13 protein-coding genes are annotated in these 13,412 nt (G+C 63.4%); 8 read left to right on the top strand and 5 right to left on the bottom strand.

The features are described 5' to 3' along the window. Positions 1-214: 214 nt before the first annotated feature. On the bottom strand, positions 215-2,548 hold the full coding sequence (locus tag K9F62_20045; protein ID UJX40943.1) for a PAS domain-containing protein: 2,334 nt from the start codon (positions 2,546-2,548) through the stop codon (positions 215-217). A 506-nt stretch (positions 2,549-3,054) separates the two neighbouring features. Between K9F62_20045 and K9F62_20040 the strand changes: the two genes are divergently transcribed. Both K9F62_20040 and K9F62_20035 read left to right on the top strand, forming a co-directional pair. After that, on the top strand, positions 3,055-3,231 hold the full coding sequence (locus K9F62_20040) for a nucleoside transporter (GenBank protein ID UJX40942.1): 177 nt from the start codon (positions 3,055-3,057) through the stop codon (positions 3,229-3,231). A 77-nt stretch (positions 3,232-3,308) separates the two neighbouring features. Next, the gene (locus tag K9F62_20035) at positions 3,309-4,109 is read left to right on the top strand and encodes a 4Fe-4S binding protein (protein ID UJX40941.1); all 801 of its coding nucleotides are present in this window, start codon (positions 3,309-3,311) and stop codon (positions 4,107-4,109) included. Between the two features lie 168 nt (positions 4,110-4,277). On the opposite strand, the gene uvrA is transcribed toward K9F62_20035, so the two are convergent. Beyond that, positions 4,278-7,043, bottom strand: coding sequence for an excinuclease ABC subunit UvrA (gene uvrA / locus K9F62_20030; protein UJX40940.1), 2,766 nt, complete (start codon positions 7,041-7,043; stop codon positions 4,278-4,280). Positions 7,044-7,383: 340 nt separating this feature from the next. Here uvrA and K9F62_20025 point away from each other — a divergent pair, with 340 nt between their 5' ends. After that, a complete protein-coding gene (locus K9F62_20025) occupies positions 7,384-8,445 on the top strand; it encodes a hypothetical protein (protein UJX40939.1) in 1,062 nt (353 codons plus the stop codon). 185 nt (positions 8,446-8,630) lie between these two features. Beyond that, positions 8,631-9,581 (top strand): IS1595 family transposase, encoded by a 951-nt coding sequence (locus tag K9F62_20020; GenBank protein UJX40938.1) that lies wholly within the window; start codon positions 8,631-8,633, stop codon positions 9,579-9,581. An 84-nt stretch (positions 9,582-9,665) separates the two neighbouring features. Here K9F62_20020 and K9F62_20015 read toward each other — a convergent pair whose 3' ends face one another. Further along, on the bottom strand, positions 9,666-9,821 hold the full coding sequence (locus K9F62_20015) for a hypothetical protein (GenBank protein UJX40937.1): 156 nt from the start codon (positions 9,819-9,821) through the stop codon (positions 9,666-9,668). A gap of 123 nt (positions 9,822-9,944) precedes the next feature. Further along, positions 9,945-10,109, bottom strand: coding sequence for a hypothetical protein (locus K9F62_20010; protein ID UJX43280.1), 165 nt, complete (start codon positions 10,107-10,109; stop codon positions 9,945-9,947). Positions 10,110-10,203: 94 nt separating this feature from the next. Between K9F62_20010 and K9F62_20005 the strand changes: the two genes are divergently transcribed. Next, a complete protein-coding gene (locus tag K9F62_20005; protein ID UJX40936.1) occupies positions 10,204-11,133 on the top strand; it encodes a hypothetical protein in 930 nt (309 codons plus the stop codon). A gap of 18 nt (positions 11,134-11,151) precedes the next feature. Here K9F62_20005 and queF read toward each other — a convergent pair whose 3' ends face one another. Beyond that, positions 11,152-11,571 (bottom strand): preQ(1) synthase, encoded by a 420-nt coding sequence (queF, locus tag K9F62_20000; protein UJX40935.1) that lies wholly within the window; start codon positions 11,569-11,571, stop codon positions 11,152-11,154. A gap of 116 nt (positions 11,572-11,687) precedes the next feature. Between queF and queD the strand changes: the two genes are divergently transcribed. From queD to queC, 3 genes are read left to right on the top strand one after another with little or no spacing between them, the layout of a single operon-like run. Continuing rightward, positions 11,688-12,062: a 6-carboxytetrahydropterin synthase QueD gene (queD, locus tag K9F62_19995; protein ID UJX40934.1), complete on the top strand. Its 375-nt coding sequence runs from the start codon at positions 11,688-11,690 to the stop codon at positions 12,060-12,062. Beyond that, the gene (locus tag K9F62_19990; protein UJX40933.1) at positions 12,062-12,694 is read left to right on the top strand and encodes a radical SAM protein; all 633 of its coding nucleotides are present in this window, start codon (positions 12,062-12,064) and stop codon (positions 12,692-12,694) included. Before queD ends, K9F62_19990 begins: the two co-directional genes overlap by 1 nt. A 10-nt stretch (positions 12,695-12,704) precedes the next feature. After that, the gene (queC, locus tag K9F62_19985; GenBank protein UJX40932.1) at positions 12,705-13,400 is read left to right on the top strand and encodes a 7-cyano-7-deazaguanine synthase QueC; all 696 of its coding nucleotides are present in this window, start codon (positions 12,705-12,707) and stop codon (positions 13,398-13,400) included. The last annotated feature ends 12 nt before the right edge of the window (positions 13,401-13,412 follow it).

Raw genomic sequence — 13,412 nt, 5'->3', positions numbered from 1 at the left:
TCGTGCCACGTTCTTGAAACGGGATTGTTCCTCGTTGCAAAACGAATGGAAATGTATCCGAAAACACTGAAGCGTGGCAATGGGGGCAATGGTAAACGGAATAATGACACGGAAAAATAGGCGCGCGTGCGCCAGCCCGGCCTGGGAAAGGAAAACGCCCGCGCGATCCGTGCGAACCGGATCGGGCGGGCGTCGTTGGCGGTGTCTGGTCGCGTTATTTGGGCAGGGCGGCCGTTTCGCTTGAACCGCCGATCTCGGCCACAAGGGCGCTTAAGCTTTCGGCCTGGGCGGCCATTTCGGTGATGGCCTGGGCGGACTGTCCCATGGCGTCGGCGGTTTCCGCGGCGATGCGGCTTATGGCCTCGATGGAGCGGTTGATCTCTTCCGAGGTGGCCGACTGCTGTTCGGCGGCGGTGGCGATGGCCCGGACCTGATCACCGGCGGACTCGACCACGGAGACGATCTCGGCCAGGGCCGTGCCCGAGCGCTCGGCCAGGGCGGTGGCCTGCCCGACCGCCTCGGCCGCCTCGTCCATCATGCGTTCCGTCTCGGAAGTACCGCGCTGGATGCCGGTGATGGCCTCGCCGACCTCCTTGGTGGCGTGCATGGTCTTTTCGGCCAGCTTGCGCACTTCGTCGGCGACCACGGCGAAACCGCGCCCGGCCTCGCCGGCTCGGGCGGCCTCGATGGCGGCATTGAGCGCCAGCAGGTTCGTCTGGTCGGCGATGTCGGAGATGACGCCGAGCACCGCGCCGATGCCGTGGGCCTGTTCGCCAAGCTCGCGCATGTTGTTCTTGAGCTTGGCCGAGGCTTCGCTGACCGTGCCCACGGCCGCGACCACCTGGACCACGAGGTCGGCGCCTTCGCGGGCCTTGTCCCGGGCGGTCTGGGCGCCCTGGGCGGTGTCGCCGGCGTTTTTGGCCACTTCCAGAATGGTGGCGTTCATTTCCTCCACGGCCGTGACCGTGTCCTGGACGCGGTTGTTTTGTTCCTGGGCTCCCTGGTTGGCCTGCTCGATCTGGGCCGAGAGCTCCTGGGAGGCCGAGGCCATGCGGTCCGAGGTGACGGCCGCCCGGGAAGCGGCGTCGGCCATCAACGCGTTTTGGGCGGCGATGCGCTGCTGCTGCTCGTAGATTTCGGTCTGGTCGGTCCAAAAGGAGATGGAGCCGAGCATGTTGCCGTCCATGTCGTAAAAGGGCGTGCTGATGACATTGATATGCAGTTTTTTGCCCGAAGGGGTGACGTACTCGTTTTCGGAGGTGATGACGCGGCGATCGTGGATGGCCCTGTCGGAGCAGGTCTCCTTGGCGTCGTCGTTTAAATAGAACAACCCCGAGCGCTGTCCCTTGTAGCTTTCGGGAGTCCCGGTTTTTTCCAGCAGTCGGCACAGGTGGTCGTTGACCCAGAGGACGTTGCAGTCCGGGGCCACGATGCCGCAGGGCGTAGGGATGCCCTTCATGACGCCCTCGGAGAAGCCGAGTTTGTTTTTGAGCTCCGCCACCATGCTCTCGAGGTTTCGGGCCAGTTCGGCCAGCTCGAACCGGAAGTTCCCGGACAGGCGCGCGGTCAGGTCGCCCTTGGCGACCTTTTCGGTGAACCGGCCGATGGCCGTCAGCGGCGAGATGACCACCAGCTTGTTGAAGACGATGATGACGGCCGCGACGACAAGCAGCACGATCGCGCCGACCAGAATCAGGATGTTGCGCTGTCCGGCGGCCAGGTTCGACATCTCGGATTCCGCGGCGGACATGCAGACCGTCCAACCCGTCTGGGGGACCTCGGCCACGGCCATGTACTTTGTGTCTCCCTTGTAGCTGTAATCGATGATGCCGTTTTTGAGCCGCGCCGCCTGCTGTCCCCGGGTGCGATCGTTTGTCGTGGAAAGAATCCGTGACTTGTCCAGGGCATGGGCGATGGTATAGCCCTCGGTGTCATAGACGAATCCGTAACCGGTTTCCCCGAATCGGACGGGATCGATGTATTTCTTGGTGAATTTCAGCCAATCCGGGCACAGGATGACCACACCCACGGTCTTGCCGCCGGCATCCTTCACGGCCTGGGCCACAACGAAGATCATGGCCTCGCTGCTCTTCCCCTTGACGATCTTATCGCTGACGAACTCCTTCTGGCCCGCCATGATCGCCTTGAAGTAGTTTCTGTCGGCATACGAGGCGGCCAGGGCACTGCCGCCCTTGATCTCGCCGGCCACGGGCTTGCCGTCGGTTCCGATGAGTATGGCCGCGTTTAACGTATCGGAATTGTTGATATAAATTTTAAACAAATTGCTGGCGCGTTCCGGAGAACCGTTCAGGGCCTCGATCATGACGGGCAGGATGGCGAGATTCTCAGTGGCATCCTTCGTGTTTTCGATAAACATCCCGAGGACATCGGCCGTGCTTTTCGCCGATTGCTGGAGGGCGTTCTTCTGCAATGTTGTCGAAATGGAAAACGTCGATACGGAGACGTACACGATCAATGCGGCGATGCCGGCGAAAAGCGAGAGAATGACGGCAACGGTCAGGACAGCGTTGATGCCTATGCGGCGCATGGCTTACCTCCTTGGATATGCAGGGGGGGATATTCTTGGCTATCGGCTGCAACGGAAAAATTCTTATGGGGACCTGGTGGACATATCCGGTACCCTCATCTGGTGTCTCGTATTGTTGTAGCTTATATGTAAAAACCGGTTTTGTTGCAGCGAGAAGACCTTCGAATAGAGAATGTCCTTCCGATTACCGAAAGTCCGTCAAATATAAAAGCCCTAATTCCGTATGGGTTCTTCCCCAGTGGGCTGCCATGGTGGCGTAAGACACCAAAAGAATAACGATTGAACAAAAATGACAGTATTTTCGCCTGCGGCAGAGAGAAATGTCACATCGGGGGGGACTGGCGCGATGGCCCGGGGAAGAGTTCGATCGTCCGGCTTCTGGGAAAGGGCGGCAACGTCCGTATGGCGCATAACCGGCGTCGGGCTGTACAGGGGGGGCGGGCTGCGCTAGAAAATGACAAACACATGCCTCACGCGCGACCTGTCCCAGCATCCAGGAGGCCCTCATGAGCAACGGCGCTTTCCTGCTCGTCTTTATCGCCCTCGGCTTCGTCATTCTGCTGTATTTCAACAGACGGGCCAAGAACTACAGGGACCGCCATCCGGGCAAGAGCAATCCCATCGACTATTGGCTGACCGGAAAGATCGACAAGGACGACAAGGACGACAAGGACGATCTGTAACCCGGCGGATCGGTTGCCCGGTCCGATCTGAGGGCGGGGGAGCCTTGCGGGTGCGCCACGGAGGCGCGGAGGGAACGATGCATATCGATGCGGCGAAGCTTTTTTCTTTCTCGCCGACCGGGACCACCCAGAAGGTCCTGGAGGGTATTGCCCAGGGTCTTAGCTGGCCCGAGGCCGAAAAATTTGATCTGACGCGGCCGAAGGCCCAGGCGCAGGGCGTCTGCGACAGCGGCGTGCTGACCGTCATCGGCTCGCCGGTCTATGCCGGCCGGCTGCCGGCCGAGGCGGTGCGGCGTCTGCGCCCGTTGCGGGGCAAGGGCGGCCCGGCCGTGTTGGTCGTTGTCTACGGCAACAGGGCCTATGAGGACGCGCTGTTGGAGTTGTCCAACCTGGCCCTGGAACTCGGCTTTTTCCCGGTCGGGGCCGGCGCGTTCATTGGCGAACATTCCTTCTCGACTCCGGCCACGCCGGTTGCCGTGGGACGCCCGGATGCGGCCGATCTGCGCCTGGCCCGGGAATTCGGCCAGGCCGTGGCCGCCAAGCTGGCCGCTTCGCCGGGGACTGCGGCCATGGACCCGCTGATCGTGCCGGGAAACATGCCGTACCGGGATGGCGCGACAACGGGCGGCCTTGCCCCGGAGACCGTGGCCGACGAATGCGAGCGCTGCGGCCAGTGCGTCACGGCCTGCCCCGTGGGGTGCGTGCACCTGGAAGAGAGCGGCGTGGTCACGGACAAGACGGCCTGCATCCGTTGCTGCGCCTGCGTGAAGGGCTGCCCGACCGGAGCCCGGGTGATGACCGACGCATCCATACAGGCCATCGCCACGCGGCTGGCCGCCAACTGCAAGGACAGGAAAGCGCCGGAGTATTTTGTTTAGGAAGGGGAAAGAGGGTGCGAGAGGGGAACCCTTTTTGAAAAAAGGGTTCCCCTCTCGCGCTCTCCCCTCCCAAAAACTTTTAACGGTGACAAGCTGTTATCGTTAAAAGTCTTTGGAAAGGGGGCCTGGGGGGATAACCTTTCTTCAGAAAGGTTTCCCCCCAGTTTCTTATTTTCCTCCCGGCAGGAATCTGCCGGTCACCGAGTCCGGGTTGGCCATGAGTTCCTCGGGCGTGCCCTGGGCGACGATGCGTCCGCCGGCCTCGCCGCCGCCGGGGCCGAGGTCGATGACGTGGTCCGCCGCCGCCACGACGTCGGTGTTGTGCTCGATGACCACCACGCTCGCGCCTTTGTCCACCAGCTTGTGCAGCACCAGGATCAGCTTGCCCACCTCCTGCATGTGCAGGCCGGTGGTCGGCTCGTCGAGGATGTAGAGCGCCCCGGGCAGGCTGCGCTTGCCGAGTTCGCGCGATATCTTGATGCGCTGGGCCTCGCCGCCGGAAAGTGTCGTGGCCGGCTGGCCCAGGCGCAGGTATTCCAGCCCCACCTCTTCGAGCACGGCCAGCCGCCGGTCGAGCACCGGATAGTTTTCGAAGAACTCCCGCGCCTGGCGCACGGTCAGGTCCAGCACCTCGGCGATGTTGAGGCCCTTGTAGCGCACGTCGAGGGTCTCGCGGTTGTAGCGCAGGCCGCCGCAGACCTCGCAGGTGACGTAGATGTCCGGCAGAAAGTGCATTTCCACCCGGATCTGGCCGTCGCCGCCGCAGGCCTCGCAGCGTCCGCCCTTGACGTTGAAGCTGAACCGGCCGGGCTTGAAGCCACGCCGTTTGGCGTCCGGGGTGGTGGAAAAGATGTTGCGGATCTCGTCGAAGACCTTGGTGTAGGTGGCAGGGTTGGAACGCGGCGTGCGGCCGATGGGCGTCTGGTCGATGCTGACGATCTTTTCCACCAGCTCGGCCCCCTCGATGCCGCCGATGCTCCCGGGCGCGTCCACCTTGATGCCCTTGGCCAGGGCCAGGTGCTTGTAGAGCGTGTCCATGACCAGCGAGCTTTTGCCCGAACCCGAAACGCCGGTGACGCAGACCAGACAGCCCAGCGGGATTTCCGCGTCGATGCCCTTGAGGTTGTTGGTGGTCACGCCGCGCAGGACAAGGGCGTCCTTGCCCTTGCGCCGCGTCTCGGGCCGGGGCGAGACGGCGTCGCCGCGCAGGTACTTGCCGGTAAGCGATTCCTTGTCGGCCAGCATGCCGGCGACGGACCCCTGGTAGACGATCTCGCCGCCCAGCCGCCCCGATCCCGGGCCAAGCTCGATGACGTGGTCGGCGCTCCGGATGGTGGCCTCGTCGTGCTCCACCACGAGCACGGTGTTGCCGCGTCCTTGGAGCTGGCGCAGCGTGCCGAGGAGCCGGTCGTTGTCGCGGGGATGGAGCCCGATGCTCGGTTCGTCGAGGACGTAGGTGACGCCGACGAGGCCCGAGCCGAGCTGGCCGGCCAGACGGATGCGCTGGGCCTCGCCGCCGGAGAGCGTGGCCATGTTGCGCGACAGCGACAGGTACTCGAGCCCCACGCCGGAAAGAAATTTCAAGCGATGGTTGAGCTCCTTGAGCAGCGGTTCGGCAATGAGCGCTTCCGAGCCGGTAAAAGCCAGGCCCGTCAGCCACTGTAGCGCCCGGTCGATGGGCATGGCGCAGAATTCGGCGATGTTTTTTTCGTCCACCCGCACGGCCAGGGATTCCGGCCGCAGCCGTGCTCCGGCGCAGGTGGGGCAGGGCATGGACTGGCGATAGCGGGCCAGCTCGTCGCGCCAGACCGAGCCGAAGGACTGGCCGTGCTCCAGCAGATGGACCACGCCGTCCCAACCGAATTCCTTGTCGCCGTAGAAAAGCGCCTGCCGGGCTTCGGGGGAGAACTCGCCCAGTTTGGTTCGCAGGGTAAATCCGTGGCGCGCCCCCAGGTTCTCCAGACGGCGGGCGTAGCGGGCCAGGGCGCGTTCGCTTTTCCAGGGCAGGATGCCGCCTTCGTCCAGGGACAGGCCCTTGTTGGGGGCGAGCAGGGCCGGCTCGAAATAGTCCACCGTGCCGAGGCCCGAGCAGGCCGGGCAGGCGCCCTGGGGGCTGTTGAAGGAAAAAAGCTGGGGCGAGGGCTTGGGCACGCTGATCTTGCAGTCCGCGCAGGAAGAGGCCGTGGAAAAGATCCGGTCGGCCGCCTTGCCCTCGTGGTCGGCCACGATGAGCCGGCCGTCGCCCTGGGCCAGGGCCAGCTCCACCGAATCCGACAGGCGGGAGCGGATGCCGTCTTTCACCACCAGCCGGTCCACCACAAGGTCGATGGTGTGCCGCTTGTTTTTCTCCAGCTCCGGCAACGGTTCCAGCGGCACCACCGTGCCGCCGATGCGCACCCGGGCGAAGCCCTGGCTCTTGAGCTTTCCCAGCCGATCGGCGTGGGTGCCTTTCTGGTGCTCGACCAGGGGGGCCAGAAGCAGAATTTTCGAGCCCTCGGGAAAGGCCAGCACATCGCTTATGATCTCGTCGGCGGTGCGGGCGGTGATGGGCTTGCCGCACTTGGGGCAATGGGACTTGCCCAGACGCGCGAAAAAAACGCGCAGAAAGTCGTAAATTTCTGTTACCGTGCCCACGGTGGAGCGGGGATTGCGCGTGGCGGTCTGCTGCTCCAGCGAGATGGCCGGGGACAGCCCCTCGATCTTGTCCACCTGCGGCTTGTCCATCTGGGGCAGGAATTGCCGGGCGTAGGCGGAAAGCGATTCCACGTAGCGCCGCTGGCCCTCGGCGTAGACGATGTCGAAAGCCAGGGTGGATTTGCCGGACCCCGACGGGCCGCACACCACCACCAGCTTGTCGCGGGGGATATCGAGGGTAAGGTTCTTGAGATTGTGTTGGCGGGCGCCTTCAATGTGGATACGGGGAGCCTCGGTCATCATGCCTCCAAAAGCCGTCGCGGCAAACAGGCAACATAAGCCCGAATGGAACAAAGGCAAGGTCTGGGAGGCGCGGGAGGGAAACCTTTCTTAAGAAAGGTTCTCCCCCGGACCCCCTTTCCAGAACCTCCCGAGGGAAAATGAATTGTTGCTTAATTATCACTTTAAATGATTACGAAATTGAGGAAAGGAGTACGTGAGAGAGGGAGCCTTCTCTGTTACGGATTTTCCCTCTCGCTTGTCCTTTTCATAACGAATTGGGTTGCCGTTAACGACCGTTCACATTATAGCGAAATTGTCGCGTCCGGGGCGGGGTATGAGGCGCGGCAAGGAGTGCCCCATGCGTTTCGAGGTCCCCTTTTTGCCTGATCCGGCGTACGCGGCCCTGCTTGCCGCCAATGCGCCGTCCATTTCCGCCGTCTATTTTCGTCTTGGTCAGGATACGCCGGATGCCCGTCTGCCCGGGGCGGGGGAGGTCACGCCGGAGGAGCTGGCCGAAGGGCTGCGGGCGCTGCCCGACGTGCCGCGCCTGGGGCTTTTGAATGCCAGCTTCCACGCGCCGGAGCTCTTGGCCGGCGACGGGCTGCGCGATCTGGTCATGCTGCTCGAAGGGTACCTGGCGGCCGGGGCCATCACGGGCATCGTCTACGCCGACCAGTACCTGCTTATGGCCCTTTCCGACATGGCCCCTGACGTGGCCGGGGCGCTGACCGCCATCCCGAGCATCAATTTCCGCCTGGACCGGTTCGAGCGGCTGGCCACGGTGCTCGACGCCGCGGCGGATACCCACTTCCGCCCGACCGACACGGTGATCCTCGACCGGGACATCAACCGCGATACGGCGCGTCTGGCCGAAGTGGCCGGGGAGGCCCGGCAGCGCTATCCCGGCCTGCGCATCGGGCTTATGGCCAACGAGGGTTGCCTTTTCGCCTGCCCGTACAAAAATGCCCACGACGCCCACATCGCCCTGTCGCGGCTGGCTTCCTGCCCGGTCGGGCCGGACCTCAACCGCAATCTCGGCTGCCTGCGCGCTTTTTTCGAGCACCCGGAGCGCCTGCTCGCCTCGCCGTTCGTCCGGCCGGAGGATATGCATCAGGTGGAGGGCGTGGCCGATTATCTGAAGATTTGTGGTCGCACCCGGCCGGCGGCGGATCTGGCCACCATTGTGCGGGCCTATCTGGAAGGCCGTTTCGACGGAAATCTGCTATGGCTGCTCGATACCCAGGAAGTGCTCTCGGGGCGGTTCCAGTTGCCCAACAGCGCCTTGCCCGAGGATTTTTTCGACCGCACCAACGGCTGCCGCCATCAGTGCCGGGAATGCGGTTACTGCGGCGAACTGGCCGCGCGGCTTCTCACCGAGCGCGATCTGGCCCTGCCGCGTTATGGGAATGGGAAGTGTTGAGGGAGAAGCGATGCGAGAGGGGGACCCTTTTTGAAAAAAGTGTCCCCCTCTCGCGCTCTCCCCTCCGAAAAACTTTTACGGTGACAAGCTGTTATCGGTAAAAGTCTTCCTGCTTACATACAATCATCAGCTAATTGTCAGCGATCATTGTTTTGTGTATTTTCTGGGGGTTGGAGGCGCTGGATATGGCAAGAAACATTGTGCAATTCCAGAAGGGTATGAGCGAAGATGCCTTTGAGGCGCAATTCGGCACCGAGGATAAATGTTGGGCCCACCTCGTGCAATGGCGTTGGCCCGAAGGCTTCGTTTGTCCAATTTGCGGCAGGGATAAGTACTCGCTGCTTATTGTTGGCAGGCGACGGCTCTTTCAGTGCTCACATTGCCGTACGCAGACTTCGGTGACCGCTGGCACAATCTTCGCTTCCACTAAAGTTCCCCTCAAGAAGTGGTTCCGCGCCATTTATCACCTCACTCAGAGCAAGGGCGGCATCTCCAGTGTCGAATTAGCTCGCAGACTTGGTGTCACGCAAACGACGGCCTGGAAAATTTCTCACAAGCTGATGCAGGTCATGCTCGAACGTGAACACCAGCAACGTCTCACCGGCCGCGTAGAGATGGACGATGCTTACCTTGGCGGCAAACGACGCGGTGGGAAACGTGGACGTGGTGCCCCAGGAAAAATTCCGTTTATAGCGGCAGTTGAAACGACAAAGAGTGGACAACCACACAAGATGAAGCTGTGCCGAGTCAAAGGATTTCGGCGCAATGAGGTGCAGCGGGCATCTCAGAAAATCTTGCGTTCCGGGACATTGGTGGTGACGGACCGGTTGCCATGTTTTTCCGAGGTCCAGGCTGCGGGCTGTCGGCACGAACCCGTTCAAGACAGTGGCCGCAAGGCTGTGCAGGACTCAGTATTTAAGTGGGTCAACACCATGCTTGGCAATGTGAAGTCAGCATTATTGGGGACATATCGTGCCGTGAGAGGCAAGCACGTGCCGCGCTATCTGGCCTCGTTCGGATATCGATTCAATCGCCGTTATGACTTGGCGACAATGCTCACGCGGTTGGCCTGGGTCTCCTTGCGAACACCGCCCATGCCTTACAGGTTGCTCAAACTGGCTGAGGATTGTGCGTAACCAGGAAAGTCTTTGGAAGGGGGGCCTGGGGGGAGAACCTTTCTCCAGAAAGGTTTCCCCCCAGGTTTCCTTCCTAAAAAGGTCCTACGGATGCGGCGGGGCGGGGTGGCCCGGGCCGGGATGGGGCATGACCGCGCCCGGCGGTGTGGGCGGGACCGGGTGGTGGTGGCGGTGGGGCGGACACCCCATGGCCGTCACGGCAAAGGCCAAAAGGGCCAGCAGGCAGAGCAGGCGTTTCATGGGACCTCCGTCTGGTGACGTTGCGAGCGCGTCCGGGTTACGCCGGATGCGCTTTTTCCGTCTTGTAACCGGAAGCCGTCCTCCCTGCCAAGGCACGCGGGCCTGTTCCGCCAGCGGGATATTTTAGAGGAGCGAGCGCCGGCAGAACGCCTCGAAATCCTCGTCCGCGAAGGTGCATTCCTGGCCGGTCTCGGGGCGGGACGGAACCTTGACGGTCTCCTCACGCCACACGTCTTCGTCCGGAACATAAAAGCTGACGTATTCCAACTGGATGCTTGGTGCGAACATGATCATCCTCCCTGATGGCTTTTTTTCAAAGCAGCTTTCATGCCACAGGGCGCGCACGCTTTGCAGACGTGTCGATACAGGCTATTGAGGCTCCATGAAAATCCGTTTTTCCTTGCTTTTGGCCCTTGTTCTCGCCTGCGCCGCGCCGGTCTGGGCGGCCAGGGACGCGTCCGGACCGGTGCTCAGTCTGGACGCGTCGGCCGGGAAAATTCTGCCGCGTAATTTCCGCACCTGTGCGTTTCCGTTTCGCCGGGAGTCCGGCCCCGCGCCGTCCCGGACCGGACTGGACGGCCTGCGCATTTCCGGCAGCGCCGAATTTTCCCCCGGCCAACTGGGCGTGCTGGCCGCCAATCTGCCGGGGCCGGTGACGGTGGTCGATTTGCGTCGGGAATCCCACGGCATGCTGGGCGAAGCGGCCGTGTCCTGGTATGCGCCGCAAAATCAGGGCAATCCGGGCGAGCGCGCGCCGGCCGTGGCCGCAGCTGAGGCTTCGCTGCTCGCCGGCATCGACGAAAAGCCGGCCGTGGCCGTGGAGGATCATCGCAAGGACCCGGCCACGGGCAAAAAAAAGCCCCCTGTCACGGTCACGATGGGACCGGCCGCGGCGCGAAGCGAGGCTGATGCCCTGGCGGCGCTGGGCATCGGCACGTTTCGGGTGGCGGTTTCCGACCACACCCGGCCGGACGATGCGGCCGTGGACCGGTTCTTGCGCTTCTACCGGACGCTCGAGCCGGGCGTATGGCTCCATTTCCATTGCCGGGCGGGTCGGGGCCGCACCACGACGTTCATGGCCATGGACGACATGCTGGCCAATGCCGGGCAGGTCTCCTTCGAGGACATCCTGCGCCGGCAGTGGCTCCTTGGGGGTGCGGATCTAACCGACGTTTCGGGCAAATACGAAAAGGCGCGGTTGGCCGAAGACCGGCTGGCCTTCTTGCGTCGGTTTTACGACTACGCCAGGGCCAATCCCGGGGCGCAGCCGCTTTTGTGGCAGGCGTGGCTGGCCGGCCGGGGCAAGCCCTGAAAACCGGCCGGCGGGAGGTCATTTCCGGACGTAGTGGGCCGCGACCGTGATCGTGATGCCGCCCCGGGCGGCGAATTCGCCCGTGACCTCCATCTCCAGCGGATCGCAGGCCGCAACCAGATCGTCCAGGATGCGGTTGGTCAGCGTCTCCATGAACGTGCCCTCGTCGCGGTAGCTGAAAAGGTAGAGCTTGAGCGATTTCGACTCGATGCAGCGCGCCCCCGGCACGTAGCGGATGCTGACGCGGCCGAAGTCGGGCTGGCCGGTCTTGGGGCACAGGCTCGTGAATTCCTCGCTGGAAAAGGTCACCTCGTAGCGCCGGTCGGGGTAGGCGTTGGGAAAGGTCTCCAGCAGGGACGGGGTGACGGTGCGCGGGTAGCGCGTCGCTCCCTGGCCGAGGGTCTTAAGCGTGCTTACGTCGTCTTTCGGTGTGGGCATTGGGGACTCCTTGACGGCCGGGTCGGGCCGGGATCGGTCATTGCGGGATTGACAGGAAAAGAAGGCCTTCCTAACGTGCCTGCCCTTCATGTTCAACGTCTTGGGGGAGAACGTCCATGCCCGGTACCTACGCCGTCACCGTTTCCGGTTCCTTCAGCGCCGCCCACAGGCTTCCCGGCCATCCCGGGCCCTGCGCGTCCATGCACGGCCACAACTTCGCGGTCACGCTCCACCTTGTCGCCACACGCCTCGAGCACGGCATGGTGGCCGATTTCCTGGACATCCGCGCCGCCCTGGACGCGGTTTTCGCCCGGCTCGACCATGCCTGCCTAAACGACATTCCCGAGCTCTCGCCGCCCACGGCCGAGGTCATCGCGGCCTGGATATTCGGCGAGGTGCGCCCTCGGCTGGAAGACGACCGGGTGCATCTGGCGCGGGTGACGGTGGAGGAAAGCAAGGGGCTTGTGGCCAGCTATACGGAAGACGTCTGATGCTTAGGGTCCACGAAATTTTCGCCAGCATCCAGGGCGAGTCGAGCTACGCCGGCTATCCCTGCGCCTTTTTGCGCCTGTCCGGCTGCAATCTGGACTGTTCCTGGTGCGACACGCGCTACGCGACCGCCTCGTTTGCGCCCATGTCCCCGGACGAGGCGCGGCAAAAACTTCTGGCCCTCGGGCTGCCGCTCGTGGAGCTGACCGGCGGGGAGCCGCTGCTGGACCCGCAAACGCCGGCTCTGGCCGCCTCCCTGGCCGACGCCGGGGCGACCGTGCTGGTCGAGACCAACGGCAGCCTGGACATCGGTGTCCTTGATCCCCGGGTGATCGCGGTCATGGACGTCAAATGCCCGGGCAGCGGCATGGAAGGAAAAAACGACTACGCCAACCTGGACCGGCTGCGGCCCCGCGACGAAGTCAAGTTCGTGCTGGCCGGGCGCGAGGATTACTGTTTTGCCCGGGAGGTGGCCCGCCGCGTGCCGGCCGGAAACATCGTCCATTTTTCACCCGTTGCCGGCCGGCTCGATCCCGCCGAACTGGCCGCCTGGATGGTGGCCGACGCGTCCCGGGCCAGGCTGGCCTTGCAACTGCACAAATACATCTGGAGCCCCGAGGCCCGGGGCGTATGAGGAACGCGATATGACGATGCCGGGAAAAAAGGCGGTGGTGCTTTTTTCGGGCGGGCTCGATTCCACGACCTGCCTGGCCGTGGCCCGCGAGCAGGGATTTTCGCCCTGCGCCCTAAGCTTTGCCTACGGCCAGCGCCACGAGGTGGAACTCGAGGCGGCAAAACGCGTGGCCGCGGCCATGGACGTTGCCGCCCATCTCATTTTGCCCCTGCCGCTCGGGGCCATTGGCGGCTCGGCGCTGACGGCCGACATCGCCGTGCCCAAGGACCGCGACGTGGCCGCCATGGAGGCGGAAATCCCGGTCACCTACGTGCCGGCGCGCAATACCATCTTCCTGTCCATGGCCCTTGGCTGGGCCGAGGTGCTCGGCGCGCAGGACATCTACATCGGCGTCAACGCCCTGGATTATTCCGGCTATCCGGACTGCCGGCCGGAGTTCGTGGCCGCCTTCGAGGCCATGGCCAACCTGGCGGTCAAGGAGGCGGTGGAAGGGCACTTGCACATCACCATCCACACGCCGCTTTTGCACCTGACCAAGGCCGACATCGTGCGCCTGGGCACGCGGCTCGGCGTGGATTACGGGCTCACCCATTCCTGCTACGACCCCGATCCTTCGGGCCTTGCCTGCGGGCGTTGCGACAGCTGCCTTTTGCGCAAGAAGGGCTTTGCCGAGGCCGGCATTCCCGACCCCACCCGATATCGGTGAGCGGGGAACGAA

This window comes from Desulfovibrio sp. JY, from assembly GCA_021730285.1.
In the GTDB taxonomy this organism is placed as follows: Bacteria; Desulfobacterota; Desulfovibrionia; order Desulfovibrionales; family Desulfovibrionaceae; genus Solidesulfovibrio.
The sequence above is the reverse complement of the archived record's forward strand: the minus strand, read 5'-3'. Positions and strand labels throughout refer to the sequence as shown.